General features: G+C 56.6%; 18 protein-coding genes. 12 read left to right on the plus strand and 6 right to left on the minus strand.

Annotated features, from left to right (window positions below):
* Nucleotides 1-5: 5 nt before the first annotated feature.
* Complete coding sequence (locus J5M66_RS09685) at nucleotides 6-542, plus strand: 2,4'-dihydroxyacetophenone dioxygenase family protein (protein WP_024012829.1); 537 nt, start codon at nucleotides 6-8, stop codon at nucleotides 540-542.
* Nucleotides 543-629: 87 nt separating this feature from the next.
* Complete coding sequence (locus tag J5M66_RS09690; protein ID WP_207807830.1) at nucleotides 630-1,535, plus strand: LysR family transcriptional regulator; 906 nt, start codon at nucleotides 630-632, stop codon at nucleotides 1,533-1,535.
* A 121-nt stretch (nucleotides 1,536-1,656) separates the two neighbouring features.
* Here the strand turns inward: J5M66_RS09690 and J5M66_RS09695 are convergent, their stop codons facing one another.
* From J5M66_RS09695 to J5M66_RS09705, 3 genes are all read right to left on the minus strand, one after another.
* The gene (locus J5M66_RS09695; RefSeq protein WP_243432868.1) at nucleotides 1,657-4,116 is read right to left on the minus strand and encodes a fimbria/pilus outer membrane usher protein; all 2,460 of its coding nucleotides are present in this window, start codon (nucleotides 4,114-4,116) and stop codon (nucleotides 1,657-1,659) included.
* 197 nt (nucleotides 4,117-4,313) lie between these two features.
* Nucleotides 4,314-5,063, minus strand: a complete 750-nt coding sequence (locus J5M66_RS09700) for a molecular chaperone (RefSeq protein WP_130899379.1) — start codon at nucleotides 5,061-5,063, stop codon at nucleotides 4,314-4,316.
* A 68-nt stretch (nucleotides 5,064-5,131) separates the two neighbouring features.
* A complete protein-coding gene (locus tag J5M66_RS09705) occupies nucleotides 5,132-5,737 on the minus strand; it encodes a fimbrial protein (protein ID WP_207807829.1) in 606 nt (201 codons plus the stop codon).
* 320 nt (nucleotides 5,738-6,057) lie between these two features.
* Between J5M66_RS09705 and J5M66_RS09710 the strand changes: the two genes are divergently transcribed.
* The 6 genes from J5M66_RS09710 to J5M66_RS09735 all read left to right on the plus strand — a co-directional run bounded on the left by J5M66_RS09710 (nucleotide 6,058) and on the right by J5M66_RS09735 (nucleotide 14,792).
* Nucleotides 6,058-7,278, plus strand: coding sequence for an EAL domain-containing response regulator (locus tag J5M66_RS09710; RefSeq protein ID WP_024012832.1), 1,221 nt, complete (start codon nucleotides 6,058-6,060; stop codon nucleotides 7,276-7,278).
* A gap of 173 nt (nucleotides 7,279-7,451) precedes the next feature.
* Complete coding sequence (locus tag J5M66_RS09715; RefSeq protein WP_016774579.1) at nucleotides 7,452-8,159, plus strand: response regulator transcription factor; 708 nt, start codon at nucleotides 7,452-7,454, stop codon at nucleotides 8,157-8,159.
* Nucleotides 8,160-8,226: 67 nt separating this feature from the next.
* Complete coding sequence (locus J5M66_RS09720; protein WP_240996746.1) at nucleotides 8,227-11,799, plus strand: transporter substrate-binding domain-containing protein; 3,573 nt, start codon at nucleotides 8,227-8,229, stop codon at nucleotides 11,797-11,799.
* Nucleotides 11,800-11,901: 102 nt separating this feature from the next.
* Entirely contained in the window at nucleotides 11,902-12,279 is a 378-nt protein-coding gene (locus J5M66_RS09725; protein WP_130899376.1) for a type 1 fimbrial protein, read from the plus strand.
* A 308-nt stretch (nucleotides 12,280-12,587) separates the two neighbouring features.
* Nucleotides 12,588-13,049: a hypothetical protein gene (locus J5M66_RS09730; protein ID WP_073474637.1), complete on the plus strand. Its 462-nt coding sequence runs from the start codon at nucleotides 12,588-12,590 to the stop codon at nucleotides 13,047-13,049.
* A 114-nt stretch (nucleotides 13,050-13,163) separates the two neighbouring features.
* Complete coding sequence (locus J5M66_RS09735; RefSeq protein WP_073474635.1) at nucleotides 13,164-14,792, plus strand: methyl-accepting chemotaxis protein; 1,629 nt, start codon at nucleotides 13,164-13,166, stop codon at nucleotides 14,790-14,792.
* Nucleotides 14,793-14,830: 38 nt separating this feature from the next.
* Here J5M66_RS09735 and J5M66_RS09740 read toward each other — a convergent pair whose 3' ends face one another.
* Entirely contained in the window at nucleotides 14,831-15,415 is a 585-nt protein-coding gene (locus J5M66_RS09740; protein ID WP_207807828.1) for a hypothetical protein, read from the minus strand.
* A 330-nt stretch (nucleotides 15,416-15,745) separates the two neighbouring features.
* Here J5M66_RS09740 and J5M66_RS09745 point away from each other — a divergent pair, with 330 nt between their 5' ends.
* On the plus strand, nucleotides 15,746-16,702 hold the full coding sequence (locus J5M66_RS09745; protein WP_207807827.1) for a fimbrial protein: 957 nt from the start codon (nucleotides 15,746-15,748) through the stop codon (nucleotides 16,700-16,702).
* On the opposite strand, the gene J5M66_RS09750 is transcribed toward J5M66_RS09745, so the two are convergent.
* On the minus strand, nucleotides 16,697-17,056 hold the full coding sequence (locus J5M66_RS09750; protein WP_016774585.1) for a response regulator: 360 nt from the start codon (nucleotides 17,054-17,056) through the stop codon (nucleotides 16,697-16,699). The two genes, J5M66_RS09745 and J5M66_RS09750, sit on opposite strands and share 6 nt — an antisense overlap.
* Nucleotides 17,057-17,079: 23 nt before the next feature.
* A complete protein-coding gene (locus J5M66_RS09755) occupies nucleotides 17,080-18,519 on the minus strand; it encodes an ATPase domain-containing protein (RefSeq protein ID WP_207807826.1) in 1,440 nt (479 codons plus the stop codon).
* 312 nt (nucleotides 18,520-18,831) lie between these two features.
* Between J5M66_RS09755 and pstS the strand changes: the two genes are divergently transcribed.
* The 3 genes from pstS (at nucleotide 18,832) to pstA (ending at nucleotide 21,812) form a co-directional block, all read left to right on the plus strand.
* Nucleotides 18,832-19,863 (plus strand): phosphate ABC transporter substrate-binding protein PstS, encoded by a 1,032-nt coding sequence (pstS, locus tag J5M66_RS09760; protein ID WP_051600442.1) that lies wholly within the window; start codon nucleotides 18,832-18,834, stop codon nucleotides 19,861-19,863.
* Nucleotides 19,864-19,935: 72 nt separating this feature from the next.
* The gene (gene pstC, locus J5M66_RS09765; RefSeq protein WP_024012838.1) at nucleotides 19,936-20,901 is read left to right on the plus strand and encodes a phosphate ABC transporter permease subunit PstC; all 966 of its coding nucleotides are present in this window, start codon (nucleotides 19,936-19,938) and stop codon (nucleotides 20,899-20,901) included.
* Nucleotides 20,901-21,812 carry a phosphate ABC transporter permease PstA gene (gene pstA / locus J5M66_RS09770; protein ID WP_207807825.1) on the plus strand — a complete coding sequence of 304 codons (912 nt, stop codon included), beginning with the start codon at nucleotides 20,901-20,903 and terminating at the stop codon, nucleotides 21,810-21,812. Before pstC ends, pstA begins: the two co-directional genes overlap by 1 nt.
* The last annotated feature ends 70 nt before the right edge of the window (nucleotides 21,813-21,882 follow it).

Raw genomic sequence — 21,882 nt, forward strand, 5'->3', positions numbered from 1 at the left:
TGACAATGAATACTCCTGTTAAACCTGATGAGCTCGCCATTGCGTACCAGTTGCCGCAAGTTCCATTCATGACGCCCGACATGGTGCATCCGGGCGTCATGACGCAGTGGCTCGAAGACGATGCGCTGTGGGTGCCGGTAACGAAATCTGTCTCCTTCAAGCCGTTGCTGCTCAACACCAGCGGCGGCTACTACATCAACCTGTTGCGGGTGCGTCAGGCCGGCGTGCTGTCGCGTCACCGCCATACCGGCGGCGTGCATGCGATCGTGCTCAAGGGTCGCTGGTACTACCTGGAGCATGACTGGGTCGCGGAGGAGGGGTCTTTTGCCTATGAGCCGCCCGGTGAAACGCATACCCTGTTCGTCCCCGAGGATGTGAGTGAAATGATCACCTGGTTCCACGTGCAGGGTGGCTACACTTACGTCGATCCGCAGGGCGTTGCCGTGGGTTACGAAGATGTGTTCACCAAGCTTGAAGCCGCCCGAGCGCATTACAAGACGCTGGGTTTGCCGGACGACTACATCGAACAGTTCATTCGCTGACCCGGACCCCAGGAAAAAGCGCGCTTCGGCGCGCTTTTTCATGAGCGTTGAGACAACATGCCTTCAAGCTTTTCGCCAGGACCGGCCATGGACAATTATTCGCAGCTACTCGCTTTTATCTGGTCTACCGAATGTGGAAGTTTTTCTGCTGCCGCGCGCGCCCATCACCTGACGCCATCAGCGGTCAGCAAACTGATCACCCGCCTGGAAGATCGCTTGCAGGTCCGGCTGTTCCAGCGCGGCTCGCGCGTGCTTACGCTGACCGAGGAGGGCGCCGCTTACCTGCGCAGCGCCAAAGCCGTCGTCGAAGCCATGAACGAGGCGGACTCGCTGGCCGAGGCGTTGCCCTCCAGAGTCAGTGGCACCCTGCGCATTCACACCATGACCTCTTTCGCCAAACACCAGATCGTGCCGTGGCTGCCGGAATTTCTGGATTTGTATCCCTCACTGGACGTTGAGATTCAACTCGGTGCGCAATTTGTCGATCACTTCGAGCAAGGTCTGGATATCGCCATCCACAGCGGCGTATTGCCCAGCTCATCACGCATTGCCAGACGCATCGGCGAATGTGAATGGCTGATCTGTGCCTCGCCGCGGTACCTGGCTGAACACGGCACACCAACCACACCCGCAGATTTGCTGAATCATCGTTGCTTCAATTTCAGCTTCGTCAGCCCGTGGAACAAATGGTCATTTTTGCAGGATGGAGACGGCGTCTCGGTACCGGTGACCGCCAGCGCGTCTTTTACTCAAGGCGATCTGTTGCGCGACATGGCGCTGTCAGGCGCTGGCGTGGTGAAGCTTGCGGACTTTCATATCGGGCTTGATGTAAAAGCGGGAACACTGGTGCCGTTGCTTGAGGATTTCAAAACGGGTGTGGTCGAGCCGATCTACCTGCTTTATTCGGATCGCAAGCATTTGAGTCCACGGATACGAGTGTTCATCGAGTTTTTTCAGAACAAGTGGCGTGAGCATCCGTGGAAGGTTTCTTGACGTTCAGCTCTGGGGCCAGCGTATTGATCAACGCGATGCTCAAACTGCGCGTTAAAAAGCCCTGAATCATCAGGGCTGTGTTCTGGCTGAGGGGGCGCAGAGTGACAAGTTCGCGGTCGGTCTACTTCGGGCTCGAAGCGCAAGCCAACCGATATTGCTCGTAGTTCAAGCCTTCGACCTTTTCCGGCAGCTTGTATGGCACGGGGCAGCTTTTGCCCTGCCACTTGATGGTGATGACACCGTGATCTTTGGTCACCAGCGCCAGGGCCTTGCCCGTCGGATCTGACAATGCCAGTTGTTTGCCGTCGCTATCCAACAGCACCGCGCCGAATGGAATCGGCTGGCCGTTGGCATCGTACAGTTCAAACTGGACGCGTCTGCCTTTGCTGCCTTCGAAGCGTGCAAGAACCACCGAACCTCGTCTTGGCACCAGTTGTTGGGTGGCATTGTCCAGCTCGATCTCACCGCCCAGGTTACGCGTGTCCAGCGTTACCCAGTTCACGCGGTACGGTTGCGCGTTAGGCAGAACCGCATAGCCGTTCAGGCCGGTTTTCACACCCGAATAGCTGCTGACTTCGACGCCCGACATGCCGGGGACTTCCACCAGGCCGAACGTTTCACCGACGGTCTGGCCCATATTGATGCCGCCGGCATGAGCCACGATCGATCCGGCCGCACTCAGGTTCTGCGACTCATAGCCGCTGCCTCGATTGTAGCCAAAGCCCAGATCGCCCATCGACGTACGGGTACTCAGACTGAGCGAGCCAGAGCGCTCGCCCTGGACGCTGCGCCCGGTCTGCACGGAATAGTAAGTGTCGCTGTCCTCGGTCAGATAACCATTGATCCCGGCTTGCGTGCTGGTACCGGCGTTCTGATGGTTACTGGAAACGTAGGCACGCGGTGCGCGTGGTGTCGATCCGAGCGGGAACGAAATTGAAACGCTTAATTGCGTGTCGTTGCTGGTGTCACCGCGTGCGCCGAATTCCTGGGTTTTGCTCAGGCTGATGTTGTAGTTCAGGTCGCGCCAATTGTTGTTGTAGCCGGCGGAAAAGCTGCGCGAGCCACCGCGATCCCAATAGCGCTGGTCACTGGCATTCAAATACAGCGAGCCGAACTGGCGCGCTTCGCCAAGGGTCTGGTTGACCGTGAGGTCGGTACGGGTTTTGGCATTGCCCGCGCGCCGCGTAGCGCCGGCGCTGGTGTCCTGCACATGGTCGGTCAGCGTGCGGTAACCCTCGGTCGAATAACGATAGGCGGCGAGGGTGAAGCTGGTATCGGTACCGGTGAAGGTCTTTGCATAAAGCGCGCGGACACTGCTGCCCTGGGTGGTTTTGCCGAATGCCTTGCTGGACGATTGCGTAACGTCCAGGGACATCGCGCCAATCGAGGTGTTCTTCGCCGCACCGATGGACAGCGCCTTGAAGCCGTTGCTCGCCTGAATGCCGGCAATGCCTGTCAGATTGCTGGTCAAGCCGTAGGCGAAAGTGCCGCCGAGAAAGGCTGGTTTGTCATAACCCTCGCTGTTGTTGTTGAATTTACCGCTCGACAGGCTGTACTTCAGTTGCCCCTCACGCACCATCGTCGGCAGGGCGGAGAACGCCTGGCGGGTGACCTTGCGCCGACCATCCGCTTCGACAATGGTGATCTCCAGGTCACCGTTGGAGCCCGATGGGTAGATATCACTGATCTCGAACGGACCCGGCGGTACATTGGTGGTGTAGAGAATGTAGTTGTCCTGGCGGACCTCGATCTTCGCATTGGTTTCCGCCACGCCACGAATGATCGGTGCATAACCGCGCTCACTGTCTGCACGCATGCCTTCATCAGAAGCGATCTTGACGCCTTGGTAGCGCACGCTGTCGAACAGATCCGAATCGGAAAAGATTTCACCCGCGCTCAGTTGCCCCTTGATCGCCGTGAGGTCGCGCTGAATGAACGTGCGGTTGCTGACAAAACGATTGGGTCGGCCGGTGGAGCTGCTCAGATTGGACTCGTTGCGCAGACGCCAGGCGCCAAAGTTGATGCCGTTGCGCAGCCCCAGGTTATTGGAGATTTGCGTGGTGTAATCGGTTTTGCTGCGGGTGCTGCTCAGCTGGTAGTTGATGAAACCGGCGGCCACACCTTGGTCCCAAAGCTCTGGATCTACATAGCCGCGCATGCCACGCGCCATGGCGACCTGCGGCACACTGATATTGAGGCGCAGGCGGTTGGCATCGAAATTGAGACTCGCTTGCTCGATCATTGCAGGCAGGTCGTAGTGATCGGCAGGATGTTGCTCGTCAACCAGACCCTGCTCACGCAGTTTGCGCATGTCCACACCCAGCTGCTGCAACAGTTCCAGGGTGATGCGTGGCTCGACTTTGCCGTTGACCGGGTTGGCCGCGAAATCGATATCGCGACGCCCGACCAGCGTGCCGTTGCTGAACACGTCGACGCGGTATTGGCCTGGCAAGACGCTGTTGGCATTCAGCAACGGTTGCAGATCGACCGCCGATGAACCTTCAAGGAACAGCGTATTGAAAGATTCACTCGCCACTGCGGCCGGGGCTTCGGCGCCCACGGCGAATCCGCAAATGGCCATGTTGATAGCAAAGCACAATGGATGCAGGCAGCCCAACGCCGCTTTGTTTTTCTGGCGCGCAACATGATGCTTAACACAACTTTCAGATGTGTGGTGTTGGGAGGAAAACATGCAATTTGCCTTATCAGTCCGTGTTGCTTCAACCGGAGTCCGGAACTTTTGAATAGCTTGTAAGTTGGCAGGGTGGGACGGGGGATTTACTGGGCGGAGGCATCTTTCACGCGCTCGGCATGGCTTTCGGCAACGCTTAGTGGTGCATCGAATCGTTGTTGTGCGCCGTAATCGTTAATTGCTGAAAAACTCAAATGCGAAGTGCCAGCTGGCAGATCTTTCAGATTGAATGAGCGAACTTCCCCTGGAACGATCATTGTCGAATCAATTACCAATTCCGCTTTTTTCCCTGCAACGACTTTCAGATCCGCCAGCGACACGTGGTAGTTGCTTTGGTTTTTTACTTTCAGCACCGACTTGCCAGCCTGAGTGACCAATTGCCATGCAAGTTGCTCCGGTGCCTTTGCGGCATCACCGGTGAGTCCGTCCGGGCGGAAGAAGACCTTGATACGCTGACGTACCGCCAATTGCAGCGTGTTGACATCGGCAGCACTGGCCTGGGGGATTTCCTGCACGTTCAGCCATACCACCGACTCCTTGTCCGCAGGCATGCCGCGGCCTTCATAAAGAATCCTCAGTAATTGCTGTTGATTGGGCTCAAGTTTGGCCAGTGGTGGAGTAACTGCGAAAGGCGGTGCGCTGCCAGCCGTGTCGCCGGCATCCAGCCACGATTGCGCCAGAATGGTTTGTCCGCCGTTGCGCACGGTGACATTCGCCTCTTTGTGCGCGCCATCGAAGATAACCCGGGTGGAGCTCAAGGAGATGCTGGCGAATGCCGAGTGCGTCATCAACACCCCGGCAAGCCCCAGGCAAAGCGGAAAGTAGCGACTTAACATAGATTTCACCGATTAATCTGGTCGGGAAGGACGAGGCACAGCGGCCCCGTCCAGGTATTGCGGGCTGCTTATTCGTATTCGAGAACGAACGGCAGAGTGGCGTTACCGGTACCGGCAGTAGCGGTGGTCTTGTCGCCGGTGGTGACGTAAGCGGCTGCGAACGACAGGGTGCCGTCACCGCCTGTGGTTGTGTCGCCAGTCAGGTTGGTCTGCACTTTGGCAGTGGCTTCGGAGCTCAGGTCGATCAACTGGCCATTGCTGTCCAGCAGTGCGATACCAACGCCTTTGGCCGCGTCTGCACCCTGCAGCTTGAGAACTTTCTTGCCATCAACCAGGCCCGAACCGCCGTTTACGGTTGGTTTGAACAGCATCGAAACCTTGGTGCCAGCGTTGCAGTTCACTTTCAGGTTGAAATCGTTGGCGGCCACACGACCGGCGCCCGGAGCAGAGTCGGTGCCCATGTCTTTGATCGACACGCTGCCCATGTCCACGGCAATCATCTTGTCGTTACCCAAGGCGCCATCTACCGAGCAAGCGTCGTTATTGATAACGCCGGTGAAGCTGATTTGACCGCTGCCGCCCTTGACAGCTTTGGCCGCTTCTTCTTCAGCCACTGCGCCAGTGGAGGCAGCCAGTACGGAAAGAGTGAGTACTGCGAAAGCGAACTTTTTCATGTTTATATCCGAAGTTATTGTGAAGTGCTGCATTGAAATGCCAGGCCATATTAGGTGTGCGATGGTGGCGGGTCTTTGGGATTTGTCTTAAAGCGATAAAGGTGCGAGCCAGTCAGTAATATGGCAGTGGCGTATTCATATTTGCGGTAATGGTGCAGCGAACCAAATGAGACAATTCTCAAAGTCGTGCGGTCTTTGTCTGGCTAGTATTCGCGGATGCAGAAATTCTCAGTCAACGCAAAGTTTGTGAGCGGGCGTCCTGCTTGAAAGATTATTCAAACTTTCGCTATTAACGACTGATAGAAAGAGGTTCCAGGTTTGTGAACACGCTTCGTATATTGGTCTTGGAAGATCACGCCTTTCAGCGCACGGCGGCAGTCAGTGCGCTTAATAGTCTGGGGTACAAAAATATCTTTCAGGCGGCTGACGGCAAGGATGCGCTGGCTGTGATATCCCAGGCTGGAGGCGTGGACGTTGCATTGTGTGACTTGAGCATGGCCGGGATGGATGGTTTGACGTTCTTGCGCCTGGCGAGAGAGGCCGGTTTGATTCGTGCAGTGATCATCTGCAGTTCACTGCCTGAAGACTTGTTGCGCACGGTTGACCGGATTGTCACGTTGCAGGGGCTGGAATTGCTTGGCAGTGTCGGCAAGCCTCTGATGGTCGATGTGCTGGGGCCATTGTTGGCGCGTTATCGGCCGCACACGCCGGGCGATGCCAAAGTGGTGGAAAGTCATCTCGATCAGCCTTCGGAGAACGAAGTGCTCGAAGCGATACGCCGTCAGGAATTTCGCGCCTACTTCCAGCCCAAATTTCATCTGCGCAGTGGTGAAGTGGATGGCGCCGAGGTGCTGGTGCGATGGCAGAGTCCCAGTCGCGGTTTGCTTTCACCGGGCATGTTCTTGCCGACGATCGAGCGCTGCGGGCTGCTCGATGAGATGTTTTTCAGCCTGCTCACCCAAGGCTTGAGTCTGCAGCGCTTCGTCCAGTCTCACGGCAAGCCGTTTAAGCTGGCGTTCAATCTCGACGTGACGCAGATGGCCAATCCGAATCTTGTCGACCGGATCAAGGCGCTGTTGCGCATCCATGGCGCCTCGCCAGCTGGGCTCATTTTCGAGCTCACGGAAACCGGCCTGCTGCAGATGCCCGAGATCAGCATGGAAAACATGGTGCGTCTGCGCATGCTCGGCTTCAGTCTGGCAATCGATGATTTCGGTGTCGGCTATTCTTCACTTGAGCGGCTGTGCCAGATGCCGTTCAACGAAATCAAACTCGACGCCGGCTTCGTGCAGAATTTCCATCAGGCGCGCTACAGCGCGGTCATCCACGGGGCGTTGGCCCTGGCGCGGGAATTGGACATGCGCGTGGTGGCAGAGGGTATTGAAACCGCAGATCAGGTTCAGCATCTGGCGCGGCTTGGTTGTCAGTGGGGGCAGGGCTTCTTCTATGCTCGCCCGATGAATTGGGCGCATTTGGTCGACTGGCGTTTCGAGGGTCAGAAGTCATCCTGGCGCCGCGCAATAGGCACATCCGATCGTTGATGCAAGCGGCATTCTGACTTTTGGGACAAAGCCCTATTTCGTCACGCCTTTAAAACACTCATCATGTGCCGAGAAATCAATCAGATGCACCTGAATGCTTCGGTGATGCCCGGGATTTGCTGCGGTTGCCAAGTGCTGATGGTCCTCCAACACTCTTCATCATGGAGCTGTTCATGCATTGGTCAGTCGTGAATCCGTTACGCGTTGCCATCCTTGATGATCACTCGCTCATACGTCTGGCGATGAAGTCGCGGCTGACGCGCGAAGCCGAGTTCAGTGTCGTAGGTGTGTATGGCAGCAGCGCGCAGTTGCTCGCCGGATTGCGCGAAATCGACATCGACCTGCTGATACTCGATTACAAACTGCACGATGGGGAGCTGGACGGGCTCAATCTGATCCGCCTGCTGCGCAAGCAATATCCGGGCATGCGCATCCTCGTCTCTTCCTCAGAAGAGCGCCCGGCAGTGGTGAACATGGCGGTCGGGGCGGGCGTCAGTGGATTCTTCGGCAAGTCACAGTCGGTCGATGACCTGATTACTGCCATTCGCTGTGCAGCGTCCGGCCAGTTGTACCTGTCTCCCACCATGGCCTTTGAGCTTGACGTGTTGCCAGCATCGATCGAAGAACCCGCCGGTGCCAAAGACGAGAGCGCGGCGCACAGCGACGATTTCCTCAGTAATCCTCTGCTGTCACCTAAAGAGAAAGAAGTCTTGCGCTGTTGTCTCGAGGGGATGGGGGTGACGCAGATTGCCTTGAAGTTCTCGCGCAGTCGCAAAACCATCAGTGGGCAAAAACAGGCCGCTTTCAAAAAGCTTGGCATTCGTGGTGACGCAGAGCTGTTCAAGTTGCAGCACAGCCTGACAGCCGACAACCAGGGATAACACGCTTATGTTTCATCTGTTGCGCGGTGTTTTGCTAATCAGTGTGCTTTTCGTATTCAGTAGTGGTGTGTTATTGGCAGCAGAGCCGCGCACCTTGCAGGTGTTCGGTCGCTCTGACTGCAAGGAGCTGCAAGTCGATCTGGCCAATGAAGACTGGAGTTGGCTGCGGCAAAAGCGCAGCCTGATATTGGGTTCTGCGCTTCCGGATTTCCCGCCTTATGTCATGACCGCCAGCGGTACGCGCTATGAGGGGATTGCCGCCGATATCGCGTGCATTATCGGTCAGGCACTGCATGTTGAGATTACCGTCAAGGCTTACCCTGACCGGCGTGACGCCATGGCCGCACTTGAGCGCGGTGACATTGACATGTTGGGCAGTTCCAACAGTTTCGAATTGATCGATGGCCTCGTCACGCTCAGCAAACCTTATGTCGAAGACGTGCCGGCGATGTTCATGCGCGGCGATGATCGACGACCGATGCCGGCCAATCTGGCCGGTTTGCGTATTGCGGTTGCCGACGATTACCTGCCTTCCAGTCAATTACACGCGTTATACCCCAACGCCGAATTCGTGCTTTTTCCATCGAACGAGTTGGCACTGGCTGCGCTGGCTTTTGGCAAGGTCGACCTGTTTCTCGGCGATACGGTGTCGAGCAATTACCTGATCAACCTCAACTACTTCAACTATGTGCGGCTGCACTCTTTCGTCAAAACCCAAACCAGCGGTTTCAGCTTTGCCTTGCGCCGGGGCAACGACCAATTGCTGCGTCTGATCGATTCGACCCTCGAGTCGCTGGGTGATGCGAAGATTGCCGAAATTACCAAGCGCTGGTCGGGCGGCGGCGGGGCGCTGACGCCCAAACGCATTGACCTGACACCCGGCGAAGCACGTTGGCTTGAGCTGCATCCGGTCGCGCGGTTCGTGATCAATGACGATCAGGCACCGTTTGCATTCTTTGATGGTGACGGCAACTTTGGCGGGATCGGCGCTGATCTGCTCGAGCTCATCCAGCGGCGTACCGGCTTGCAGATCAATGTCGAGCGCACCGACAGCTTTTCCAGTCTGAGCACGCGTCTGCTGGATGGCAGCGCGGATATTTCTCTGCTGACACCAACGGTCTCGCGGGAAGTCGGCATGCGTTTCACTCATCCGTTCCTTGCCAGCCCCTTTGTGATCGTCACCACCAAGGACGCAGGCGCGCCTTCAAGCCTGCAGGAGCTGCGCGGCAAGCGCGTCGCAGTGCCCGAAAGTTCGGCTGAGCGTGAGCTGCTCAAGGACTACCCCGACATCGAGATCGTTGATAACGAAACAGTTCTGGGCGCCTTGGCTGACGTGAAGGACGGTCGAGCGGACGCGATGATTACCACGTTGCACAGTGCGCGCTACTACATTGCCCACATCTACAGCGACAGCTTGCGTATCTCCAACATCGTCGGCATGAACAAAGGCTTCCTCGCTTTCGCCGCGCGGCGTGCCGATACCGAACTGGTCAGCATTCTGAACAAGGCGTTGCTGAGCATTCCGCCGGATGAGCTGGACGTAATCCTCAACAGGTGGCGTCCCATTGCAGCGTTTTCGGGGTTGTCGTGGCGCGATTACAAGGCGCTGATCTACCAGATCAGCGCTGGCGCGTTCCTGATTATCCTGGGATCGCTGGCGTGGAATTTCTATATTCGCCGGCAGATCCGCGAACGCAGCCGGGCAGAGCGCTTGCTGGGCGATCAGTTGAAGTTCATGGGCGCGTTGATCAACGGCACGCCGCATCCCATCTACGTACGTGATCGTGAAGGTCGGCTTGTCACCTGCAATAATAATTATCTGCAAACATTTGGCCTGCTGGAAAAGGACGTGATCGGCAAGACCGTGCTCGAAAGCGGCAAGCGCAATCGTCAGGAGGCGTTGCAATTTCACGACGACTACCTGCGCGTCATCGAGCAGGACGAACCTTACGAGGTGGATCGCACGCTGCATGTCGGTGATACGCGGCTGATCATTTACCACTGGATCCAGCCGTATCACGACACGGCGGGTGAAGTCAGAGGCGTGATCTGCGGCTGGATCGATATCAGCGAACGCCGTGAACTGATCGAGGAGTTGCGTTCGGCGAAAGAGCTGGCTGACGAGTCGAGCCGCGCCAAAACCACCTTCCTGGCGACCATGAGCCACGAAATCCGTACGCCGATGAGCGCCGTGATCGGCATGCTCGAACTTACCCTCAAGCGTGCCGAGCAGGGACACTTCGATCGGCCGGCGATTGAAGTGGCATACGACTCGGCAAAAGGTCTGCTGGAACTGATCGGCGATATCCTCGATGTGGTACGCATCGAATCGGGCCATGTCAGCCTTTCGCCGAAACGTGCCAACCTGCGCGAATTGGTCGAATCCGTGGCGCGGGTGTTCGACGGCTTGGCCAGGCAGAAGAGTCTGGTGCTGAAGCTCGACATCGACGCCACTGTCGGCTGTGACGTATTGGTTGATCCGATGCGCTTCCAGCAGGTGCTCTCGAACCTGGTGGGCAACGCGATCAAGTTTACCGACACCGGTCATGTCAGCGTCTCGATTCGCGGCCAACGTCTCGCTGACGAACGCTTACAGGTCGACCTCAAGGTCGAGGACACCGGCATCGGCATTTCCAGCGCCGATCTGCAGAATCTGTTCCAGCCGTTTTCCCAAGCCAATCATGGTCCCTCCAGCAGAGGCGGCACCGGTCTGGGACTGGCGATCTCCCGTTCATTGTGCGAATTGATGGGCGGGCGGCTGAACATTACCAGTACGCTTGGCAAAGGCACCTGCCTGGAAGTGTCGCTGTTCTTCAATATTCTCAGCCCGCTTGGCGGCAAAGTGCTGCCTGTTTCGGTTGTTCAGGACAAACCGGTACCGACACTCAGGATTCTCGTAGTCGATGACCAGAGCGCCAACCGCCTGCTGTTGACGCAGCAGCTGAGTTTCCTTGGCCAGGCGGTGCGTGATGCCGCCGACGGTGCCCAGGCATTGGCGCTGTGGCGCTCGGAGCCGTTCGACATTGTGATCACGGACTGCAACATGCCGGTCATGAACGGCTATGAGCTGGCCCGCACCATTCGCCAGGACGAACGCGAAAGTGGTGGATCGCCGTGCATCGTACTGGGCTTCACGGCCAACGCGCAGCCGGAAGAAAAAGTGAAATGCCGGGAGGCCGGGATGGATGATTGCCTGTTCAAACCGATCAGTCTCGGCACCTTGTCGATCATGCTTGCAGGCTGGGAAAAAAATGTTGAAACCCAGCCATTTGAAAGCCCGCCTGCGGCGACTATCAAGGAGCTGGGTTCGATTCGCGAGCGTCTTGACGAGCTCACCGGGGGCGATCTCGACATGATGAAAGAACTTCTGCGCGAGGCGCTGTCGAGTTGCGAAAAGGATCTGGAGGAGTTGCATTCGCTAATACCCGAAAGCGATCCCGGGCTGTTGGCTGACCTGGCGCACCGCATCAAGGGGGCGGCGCGCATTGTTGCCGAGCATCAGGTCATTGAGGCGTGTAACGAGCTTGAGGCCGAGTGCGAGGCGCCTGTTATCGATCCGCTGGACCTCAATCGCAGTGCATTGAAGCTGGAGCATGCACAGGCTGATCTGATCAAGAAAATCAAACGGATCGAGCTGTAAACGTATCGGCTCATGACCATCCGACTGGCCTTGCATTGAAGCTGACGTTAAAGATCATTTTGCAGCGGGCGATACCTTGGTTAATAACCATGGAGTTTCGCGATGATCATTCGACGTCCTTTATTGATTGCCTGCCTTTGCCTGCTCGGTTTTGACGCCGTCAGCGCAGCCCAGTCTGCGCCGGTCAGCGGAGTGATTCGCTTCAGCGGTCGAATTGTCGAGGCAAGTTGCATTGTCAGTGGCGCCAGCCATTCTTCTGTCGAGTTGCTTGATTGCCCCCAGGCAAGCACCGGGCAGATTTTTACCGTGAACAACGTCAGTGCGGCAGGGCGAGGTGAGTCGCGCCAGCAGGTGTTTGTGAAGGTGATTGCCGATACTCATGAGCAGGACGATTATTACGACCAGCGCTTGCTGCTCACGGACAACAAGGGTCACCAGATAACGAGCGGTAATTACGTAGTGACGATGACGCTGCCTTGATGGCTTGGAAAGAATGAGTCTGCGCCCCTTGTTTCAAGGTTACTGACAAAAAGGGGCGTTAATAATGAGAATTGTCTGGTTCGCACAGAACCGTCCCGCGCTTCTGGCTTGTCGCGACTCCCCTGCGTTGCAAAATCCCTCCTTCAACACTTTCTGAGCCAGACCATGCGCCGATCGCGTGGGCTGTCGTCAAGGTGTGGCTTTTTATCAGCTATCCCTGCGTTCATTTTTGAGACAAGTCTCATATCAGGCAGATTGGCCCTTGGTTATTTTCTTGAAAGGAAGAATGGAGCTGCCAAAGGTGTCCGATGTTTCTTGAAAATAACCGCAGTAGATCCTTGCGGATCCTGATCGCCGATAGCGATGTGCGCAGAGGTCAGTCAATCGAACAGCAGTTCAACAAGCTGGGCTGTCTCAGCGTCTTGAACGTTTGCACTTATCGTGACCTGAAAATACTGACGTATTACTGCCCTCAACGGTTGAGCCTGGTCGTCGTCAATGCTGAGTTGCTCAGCGAAATGGCGATGGATCCGCTCGACTTTTTCGGGGAAAACCCGCTGATTCGTCATCTGCTGATTTTCAATCCCAACGATGATCACCAGTGGTCGAAGACCTTCTTCAACCCGCATCCGCAACGCTGGATGCGCCTGGTCTCGAAAATCAATCTGCCGCGACTGGCAGATTTTCTGATGCTGGCCGACCCGGCGCTCAAGGAAATTGCGGAGCCGGCCTCGACCAACTCCACACTCTCTCCGTGCGCCAACCGCTAGCTACCGCACCTTCCCGCGTTGATCCAGGTATGCGCCGAGGCGCTATACCGCAGCGCCGCTCTGCTGCCCACTCGTTTACCCCATTGTCTTGAATACACTCTAAGGTAAGGCATCATGCTGCTTCGTAAACTCAATCTCGCGCCGCGTTCGGCGCTGTGTTTCGGCTTGTTCTGTCTCATGATTATCGCGATCGGATTGATCGCTCTGCAGCAAGTCGACTTGCTCAACAAGGCAGAAACGTACGTCGAGACGACGATCGTGCCGAGTATCAAGCTGCTCGGCCAACTCGATCGAGAGTTCGTCGAAATCAAGGGCAACAACGCTCGCTTGCGCAATCCCATTGAAACGAGTGAGCGCAAAGCGCAGGCCCTGATTGACATCCAGCAGTCGCGTCAGATGATCAAAAATCATCAGCGTGCGCTCATTGACCTGCTGGCGACTGACGCCGGGCGCGAGGCGTTCGAGGAGTTTGCCAAAGCACAGAAGGTCAACGATCAGGCGCAGGACCAATACCTTGAAACAGTGGCGAACGGGCAGCTTGAAGCGGCCATTGCGCTGTCCAGGAATCAGATGCGTGCGGCGTCGGATGGCGTACAGGTCGCGCTCAAAAAGTTGATTGCTCTCAACGAGATAGAAGCTTATGAGGCGGGCAAGCAGGCCGACAATGTCTATGAGCACACGCTGTTGATCGTCAGTGTGTTCATTCTCATCGCGATCGGTGCTTCGTTGGCCCTGGCCGTGTTGTATACCCGCAGCCTGACGGTACCCATTGCAGGCTCGCTAAGGGTTGCCGAATGCATCGCCGCCAATGATCTGAGCGAAACCATTGCGCTGGATGGCTCCGATGAGGCGGCGCAAATGCTGTCGTCATTGGCGGCGATGCAAACCAGTCTGCGAGATGCCTTGATCATGATCCGTGATTCGTCCACGCAGTTGGCCGAGACCTCGGAGGTCATGCACGGCGTCACTGAAGATATCTCGCGTATCACTCAACGTCAGAGCCATGAAATCGAAATGGCCGCCACCGCCGTCACTGAAATGAGTGCAGCGGTGGAGCAGGTTGCAGACAACGCCGCATCGACCTCGCAGCTGACGTCGGAATCAAGCGCGGCAGCCATTGCCGGTCGAAGTCAGGTCAGCGACACGGTCGCCGCAATCAACCTGATGGTGTCCAGCGTGCACAGCACCTCGGCTGAGGTGCAGGCGCTATCGACCATGGCGAGCGATATCAGCAGCGTGCTGGACGTTATCCGAGAGGTTGCCGAACAAACCAATCTGCTTGCCTTGAACGCAGCGATCGAAGCAGCGCGGGCGGGGGAGGCGGGTCGCGGTTTTGCCGTGGTTGCCGATGAGGTGAGAGGGCTGGCGCAGCGTACTCAGAAGTCGACCGAGGACATCGAGTCCATGGTCAGCTCCATTCAGTCGGGCACCAGCCGCGCAGTTTCCTCCATGAGCCACACCCGCGCTCAGGCCGAGAGAACGCTCGAAATGGCCAATATCGCCGGCGAAGTGCTGACCGACATCACTGGCTCGCTGAATCTCATCAACGAGCGAAACCTGCTGATGGCAACCGCTGCAGAAGAGCAGGCTCAGGTTGCGCGTGAAGTGGATCGCAGCCTGATCAGCATTCGCGACCTTTCGTGTGAAACCGCTGAGGGATCGAAACAGACCGCAGTCGCATCGGCGGAGCTGTCGCAATTGGCCGCGTCGCTGAACAAACTGACCAAGGAATTCAAACTTTAATCAGTAAACGTAAAGCCCTGGCTACCAGGGCTTTTTGATCAGCGCTCGATCGGCGCAGCAAAGTCCTGCGCATGGGGTGCAGAGTCAGTTTGTGCTGGCGATGCGGTTTGTGCTGTCAACTGCTCAATGCAGCTGGCGAGTTGTTTTTCATAGCTTTCAAGTACCGCTTCGGCTTCAGCTTCGCGCTCATCACGCAGGCGGAAGAAATCGTCGCGATTGAGTTGGTCCGCAACAAGTCGGATGTTTTGCTCGATGATCGCGCACAGTGAATCTTCATCCTCTAACGCCGCGCTGGTCAGGGCTGCCTGTCGATTGTTTTCGAGTTCGGTTTTTGCGTGCTCAGCGGCCTTCGCCTGTTCCTTTGCGCTAAGCAGGTCGGTTTCCAAAACCTGTTTCTGTTCCGCCAGGCGCTTCAGTTCTGCGCTCATCGACTGGATTGCATCGGCGCGTTGGGTGAGTTGGACCTCCTGTTGTCGCACCACAGCCTTCAGTGGAAACAGTTCATTGAGTTGGTAGCCGGCGACCACAGTCATGGCGATCAGTGCCAGCGCAAGAATGGTCAGGCAGTAGATGGCGGCGTTGCTCTGGGGTTTTGAGCTATTGAGGGTATCGAGGGCTCTCACGGAATCGTTTCTCCTATCAAGAGTAGACAGTGTAATAACCTCGATTCGCTGGGCCTTTAAGACGAGTCTTAAATTGTGCTCTATTTGCGTATGTCGATAACGACTAACATTTGTTAACGAATTCGCAGAAGGCTTCTTGTTTAAACCGACTATCTAAAGTTTCTTGTGGGTCCATGAGAATTGTCTTGTTTGCGAATAAATAAACTTTTTGCTCAAGCTCCTTTTTTTCATTATCGTCTGCTGCCGCTTTGGTGGCGTTTACTGCTGATAGTTCACGCAATCGTCCGCCATTCAAATGTTTGCAAACACGGCGAGTTCAGAGAGATTGCTATGAAGTTTTCCCATGTTTTAATTGTCGGTTTTTTGTATTTACTGCCATTTAACGCAATGGCTGCAGTTTGCGAATTTTATCCCGACCATTCCAAGGGCAGTGTCAGGGTGGTTCTTCCAGCCACGATCTCGGTGCCTCGTGACACGCCCAACGGCACGGTTATCTATGAAAGCCCGATCGTGACCCTGGGCGCCATACCCAGCTCATTCAGGTGCTCTGCGGTACACAACGAAGGTGTACGCAATACTGTCGGCGTTACTCAGCCGGGCGCGGAGATTTTTCCTATCGGAAATACCGGAATCGGCTGGCAATGGGTCCGACCGCCATCGGGGAAAGCGTGGAAAGGCTTTCCAGGAACTACCGACACTGCTGGCGGTTGGGGTTGGAATGGTTCTGAGCACATCTTGCGTTTTGTAAAGACGGGAACTATTTCCGGCAGTGCGACGATACCCTCAGGCCAACTTGGGACCTTCGTCGCTGCAGAAATCGAGCCTCTGGCAATGAATACAAATGGCACGCGGATCGTCTCGCAGTCTTGTGAAACACCTGATGTGAAAGTGGATATGGGCAGCTACACCATGAGCGATTTTTTGCAGAACGGTGACTATGCGAAGGAGAAATACTTCTTTCTTGATATGAAAAACTGTCCTCCCGGAATCAATAACTTCAGGTACTCCTTTTTGCCCACTGCGGGCAGCCCTGCATGGAGCGCTGATACCGGCGTGGTACACCTCAACAGTAATTCCACTGCCAAAGGGCTGGCATTGCAAATGCGCTTCAGTGACAGGACGATACTCAAGCTGAACCAGAATTACATAATGAAAGCGCCAACATCGAGCGGCGGTAATGCATCCGTTTCCTTGCAAGCCCGCTTCGTGCGCATCGAGCCTTCCAATGCGCAAATGCGAGCGGGCGATGCCAATGCCGAAATTGCCTTTGTCGTCGAGTATCTATGAGCCCAACAGCCTCTTTACCTCAGCCACAATCACCGCAATATCAAACGGCTTGGGCACTACCACATCAAACAGATCCGAACGTTGCATGCCGATGTGCGCTTGCGCGCCACTCATGAGAATGATCGGCAAGTGTTTGACGGACGGCTGGGCACGCACGGCTTCGGCGAATTCGAGGCCGTCCATGACCGGCATCATGAAGTCAGTGATGACCAGGGCTGGACGTTCTCTTTCCAGCACTTCGAGAGCCTTCTTGCCATTGCTCGCGGTCACAGTCATGAAGCCCTCATCCTCAAGCGCAAAGCCAAGAATGTCAGCAATCAGATACTCGTCGTCGACTACCAGGATGGTGGTCATGTTATTTCAACCCGCTTGCAGACTTACGAAATTGAACCAGGCAATGACTCAGCTGTGACTGAAGGTTCATTTTTCAAAGCCTTTTCCAGGAACACATCTTGATCACGGATAACCACCTCGAACCGCGACGGGTTGTAGGAGCTATCGCGTACCTTAAGAATGGAAAGCGTCCTGCGAAGTTCAGCGTGATTCTCAAAGAAACGCATGAGGATCAGGTTGTCGACAATACTGGACAGGTCAGAGTTCGGTGCGCTGACCTCGGATCCGAACAAATCGCGCATTTCCCAAGAGGCAAAGACCGTCACGCCTCTGGACCGCAGCTCATTCATCAGCGCGCTGAAAAAGTCGGTGATGCGTTCCGGAGTGGTTGAAACCCGAGTCATGCCGCTGAGGCTATCGATGAACAGGCGCTTGATGCCTTTTTCATCGACCAGGCTCAGCAGGCGTGCGCCGAGTCCGTCCAGCAAGCCTTCGGTAGTTGGCTGCCAGGCAATGCTCAGCGCACCGCCGTGTTCCATTTGTTCGATATCGATGCCCAGCGAACGGCCTTTCAGCCGCAGCCGCTGCGGGCTTTCATAGAAACCAAAATGCAGGCCAGGCGCTTCGGCCGTAGATTGCGCGAGAAACTTCAGGCCCAGCGTGGTTTTGCCGATGCCGGAAGGACCCATGACCAGCGTGACGCTGGAGCTGTGCAAGCCGCCACCGAAAATCTCGTCGAGCGACGCAATGCCGCTTGGAATGCGCGTCATGTCCGCGCTGTCAGGGGCGGAAGGGCGCTTGTAGAGACTTTCGAGGCGCGGGTAGACGACCAGGCCGTTATCGGTGATCTCGCACTCGTGAAGGCCCGTCAACGCGCCGCTGCCGCGGGTCTTGCGCAAATGAATGCGGCGCACCGAACGGGTACCGAACAGCTCTTCACCCATTTCGATGACGCCGTCGACCATCGTGTGCTCGGGGCTGCCGTCGTCCAGGCGCGAGCTGGTGAGAAACAGCACGGTGCAACCGGCAAATGCGGCATGGCCTTGCAGTTCAGAGATGAATTTTTTCGTGTCGATCGGCGAGTCGGCTTTGGAGCGTGCATTGAGCAGGCCGTCGACGACCATGACGGTCGCCTTCTGCCGAGTGATTTCGCGTCGCAGCAGCTTCACGACTTCATCGAGGCCTTCGTTTTCCAGCGTATCGAATGCGCTGACAAACTGAATTTCCGCGCCGACTCGCGAAGCGTCGAAAAAACTCATGGTCGACAGAAACTGGAACAGCCGGTCGTGGGACTCGGCCAGCAACGTGGCGACCAGCACACGGCCGCCGTTGCGGGCATGGTGAAATCCTAGCTGGTTGGCAAGGATGGTCTTGCCGGAGCCCGGGCGCCCTTGAATGATGTATGAAGCGCCGGCGACAAAGCCCCCCTGAAGCAGCGCGTCGAGCCCTTCGATCCCGCTTTGAAGGCGTTTTAGCTTTTCCACAATGCGACCCTGATCTGAATAAACAGGCTTGTTCAGCCGAATGAGTGAAATGCTAACGCCATTTCCGATTGACGGCCATAAAGGCTGGGGAAAAGTAGCGTTTTTGCAATGTGAACCTGGCGCGTGACTGCTCGGGATCAGGGGGTAATGACAAGCGCGGCACAGGAAAATTCGATTTTTCGAAACCCGCAAGCGATTACGTCCATATGCGGTGCTGCGGACCATGAGGGTAACGCTTGCCACTTTGCTTTCATGAAATCGTCACAAAACTGCTGCAGAGTTCGGGAGCCCGTAATCACTAGGTGTCATTTAATGAAAAGTTTGATGAAGTCTGCTGCGCTCGCCATTGCGGTATCTCTTTGTGCCACCTCGGCCTCCTTTGCAGCAGAAAATGTTCGCCTGACGGGGTCCGGAGCAAGTTTCCCGGCGCCGATCTACCTGACCTGGTTCAAGGATTTCAGCAAGAAATCCGATGGCGTCACTGTCGATTACCAATCCAAGGGCAGTGGCGCGGGCGTACAGGACTTCTTGAACAAAACCGTGGATTTCGCTGCCAGTGACTCGGCAATGAAAGACGAAGATATCGCCAAGGTCGCCGAAGGCGTGCAGTTGCTGCCAATGACCGCCGGTGAAATCGTGCTGGCCTATAACCTGCCGGGCAATCCCAAGGGCCTGAAGCTGCCACGCGACGTCTATTCCAACATTTTCCTGGGCAAGATCACGCGCTGGAACGATCCGCAGATCGTCGCAGCCAACCCGGACCTGAAACTCTCCGATACGCCAATCACGGTTGTCGTGCGTGCAGATTCCAGCGGTACGACCGCGGTATTCACCAAGCACCTGGCAACCGTCAACGCCGAGTTCAAGCAGGCGTTGGGTGAGGGCAACACCGTCAACTGGCCGGCCAGTGACAAGTTCATCAAATCGCCGAAAAACGATGGCGTGACGGCGACCGTGCGCCAGACCCCTGGAGCGATTGGTTACATCGAATATGGCTTCGCCAAGCTCGCCAAAGTCGACTTCGCCCAGTTGCAGAACAAGGCTGGCAATTACGTCGTGCCAAACGCCGAAAGCGGTGCCGAGGCCCTGGCGGCGGTGAAGATGCCGGAAAACCTGGTGGCCTGGCTGCCTGATCCGGACGGCGCCAAGTCCTATCCGATCACCTCTTATACCTGGATGATTTTCCGCAAGGACAATGGCAACCCGGCCAAGGCCAAGGCCATGCGTGAAATGGTCGAATACAGCCTGACCGAGGGGCAGAAGATTGCCGATTCGATGGGTTACATCCCGTTGCCACAATCGGTCGTCGAACAGGTTCGCAAAGCGTCCGCCAACATTCAGTAACGCCGTGAGGTCTCTCGGCGTGTGCGTCTGCGCCACGCCGGGAGAGTTTTCCCCCTGTTCCGGACTTAGCCCATGAACAAACCTTTTGTCGTACCGGTTAATCCCGACTCTGCCTGCCAGCCACCCTCGACGAAGGATTTTCTGGTTGATCGTACCTTCCGCGCGCTCGCACGCATCGGTGTGGTACTGATTCTGGCGCTGGTATTTGCACTGGTGTTCGAAGTCGGACGCAAGGCACTTCCCGGTATGGAGAAGCACGGCTTCGATGTGCTTCTGGGCAGCGTGTGGGACGTCAACCAGGGCAAATACGGCATCCTGCCGGCCATCTGGGGCACGCTTTACAGCGCCTTCATCGCGTTGCTGATCGCCGGTGTCTTTGGCGTGAGCATGGCGATTTTCCTGACCCAGGATTTCCTGCCGACCAAGCTCGCTGCGCTGTTTCGCACCATCGTCGAACTGCTCGCAGCCATTCCCAGCGTGGTCTATGGCCTGTGGGGGATCTATGTGGTGATTCCGGCGATTCGGCCGCTGACCACTTGGTTGAACAGCGAACTGGGCTGGATACCTTTTTTCGGCACGTCCCTGAGCGGTCCGGGCCTGCTGCCCGCAGCGCTGGTGCTCGCCATCATGATTCTGCCGACCATTGCCGCCGTGTCGCAGGACGCGCTGACGGCTGTGCCAATGAAAACCAAACAAGCCGCGTACGGCATGGGCACAACCCATTGGGAAGCGATTCTCAAAGTGATGGTGCCTTCGGCCGCCACCGGCATTTTCGGCTCTCTGGTGCTGGGCCTGGGCCGCGCGCTGGGTGAAACGATGGCGCTGGCCATGCTGGTCGGCAATGCCAACAACATTTCCCTCTCGTTGTTTGCACCGGCCAACACGCTTGCCGCTCTGCTGGCGCTGAACTTCCCCGAAGCCGGGCCGAACGAGATCGAGGTGTTGATGTATGCCGCGCTCGTACTGATGTTGATTACGCTGATCGTGAACATTTTCGGCTCGATGATCATGATGTACGCCCAACGGGGTAACAAGTGATGACTGATCTGACCGCAGCAACAGACCTGACGGCGCCAACCGGTGCGATGCCCAGTTTGCAACGCAGGTTCGAAGGCCGCGCGCTGCGTAGCCTGATCCTGACCACCCTGGTCTGGGCAGGTGCTTTGCTCGCCAGCGTACCGCTGATTTCCGTGCTCTACATGCTGATCACTCGTGGTGGCGCGCGTCTGAACCTGGAAGTCTTCACCGAACTGCCGCCGACCGGCTTCGAGATGGGCGGCGGTTTCGGCAACGCGATGGCGGGTACCTTTGTGATGGTCGGTATCGCGGCAGCAATCGCGGTGCCGGTCGGAATCATGGCGGCCATTTTTCTGGCTGAACTGGGGCCGGATAGCAAGCTGGGCAACGCCGCGCGTTTTGCCGCCAAGATGCTTACGGGCCTGCCATCAATCCTGGCAGGTGTATTTGCCTACGCCTTGGTAGTGATGACCACCGGCACGTATTCGGCACCGGCAGGTGGCGTGGCACTCGCCGTCCTGATGCTGCCTATCGTGGTGCTGACCGCAGAAGAATCGATGCGGATGGTGCCCAAGATCATGAAAGATGCTGCTTATGGCATGGGCTGCACCCGCTCGCAGGTCATCTGGAAAATCATCTTGCCGACCGGCATACCGGCGATCCTGACTGGTGTGATGCTCGCCGTGGCGCGTGCCGCAGGCGAGACGGCACCGCTGTTGTTCACCGCGCTGTTCAGCAACTACTGGATCTACCACCAGGGCAATCTCGATGTCATGAACCCGACTGCCTCGCTGGCGGTGCTGATCTACAACTTCTCCGGCATGCCTTTCGATAACCAGCTCGAGCTCGCATGGGCGGCCTCGTTGGTGCTGGTGATGATCGTGCTGTTCGTGAACATCATCAGCCGGATTTTCGGCAAGCCCAAGTATTAAGAACGGGAGCATCTGATTTTGAACGTATCCACTGCGCAAATTGCCGCTCCGTTTGTCACCCAGGCGCCTG

This window comes from Pseudomonas sp. 67(2021) (assembly GCF_017491835.1).
GTDB classification, from domain to species: Bacteria; Pseudomonadota; Gammaproteobacteria; order Pseudomonadales; family Pseudomonadaceae; genus Aquipseudomonas; species Aquipseudomonas atacamensis.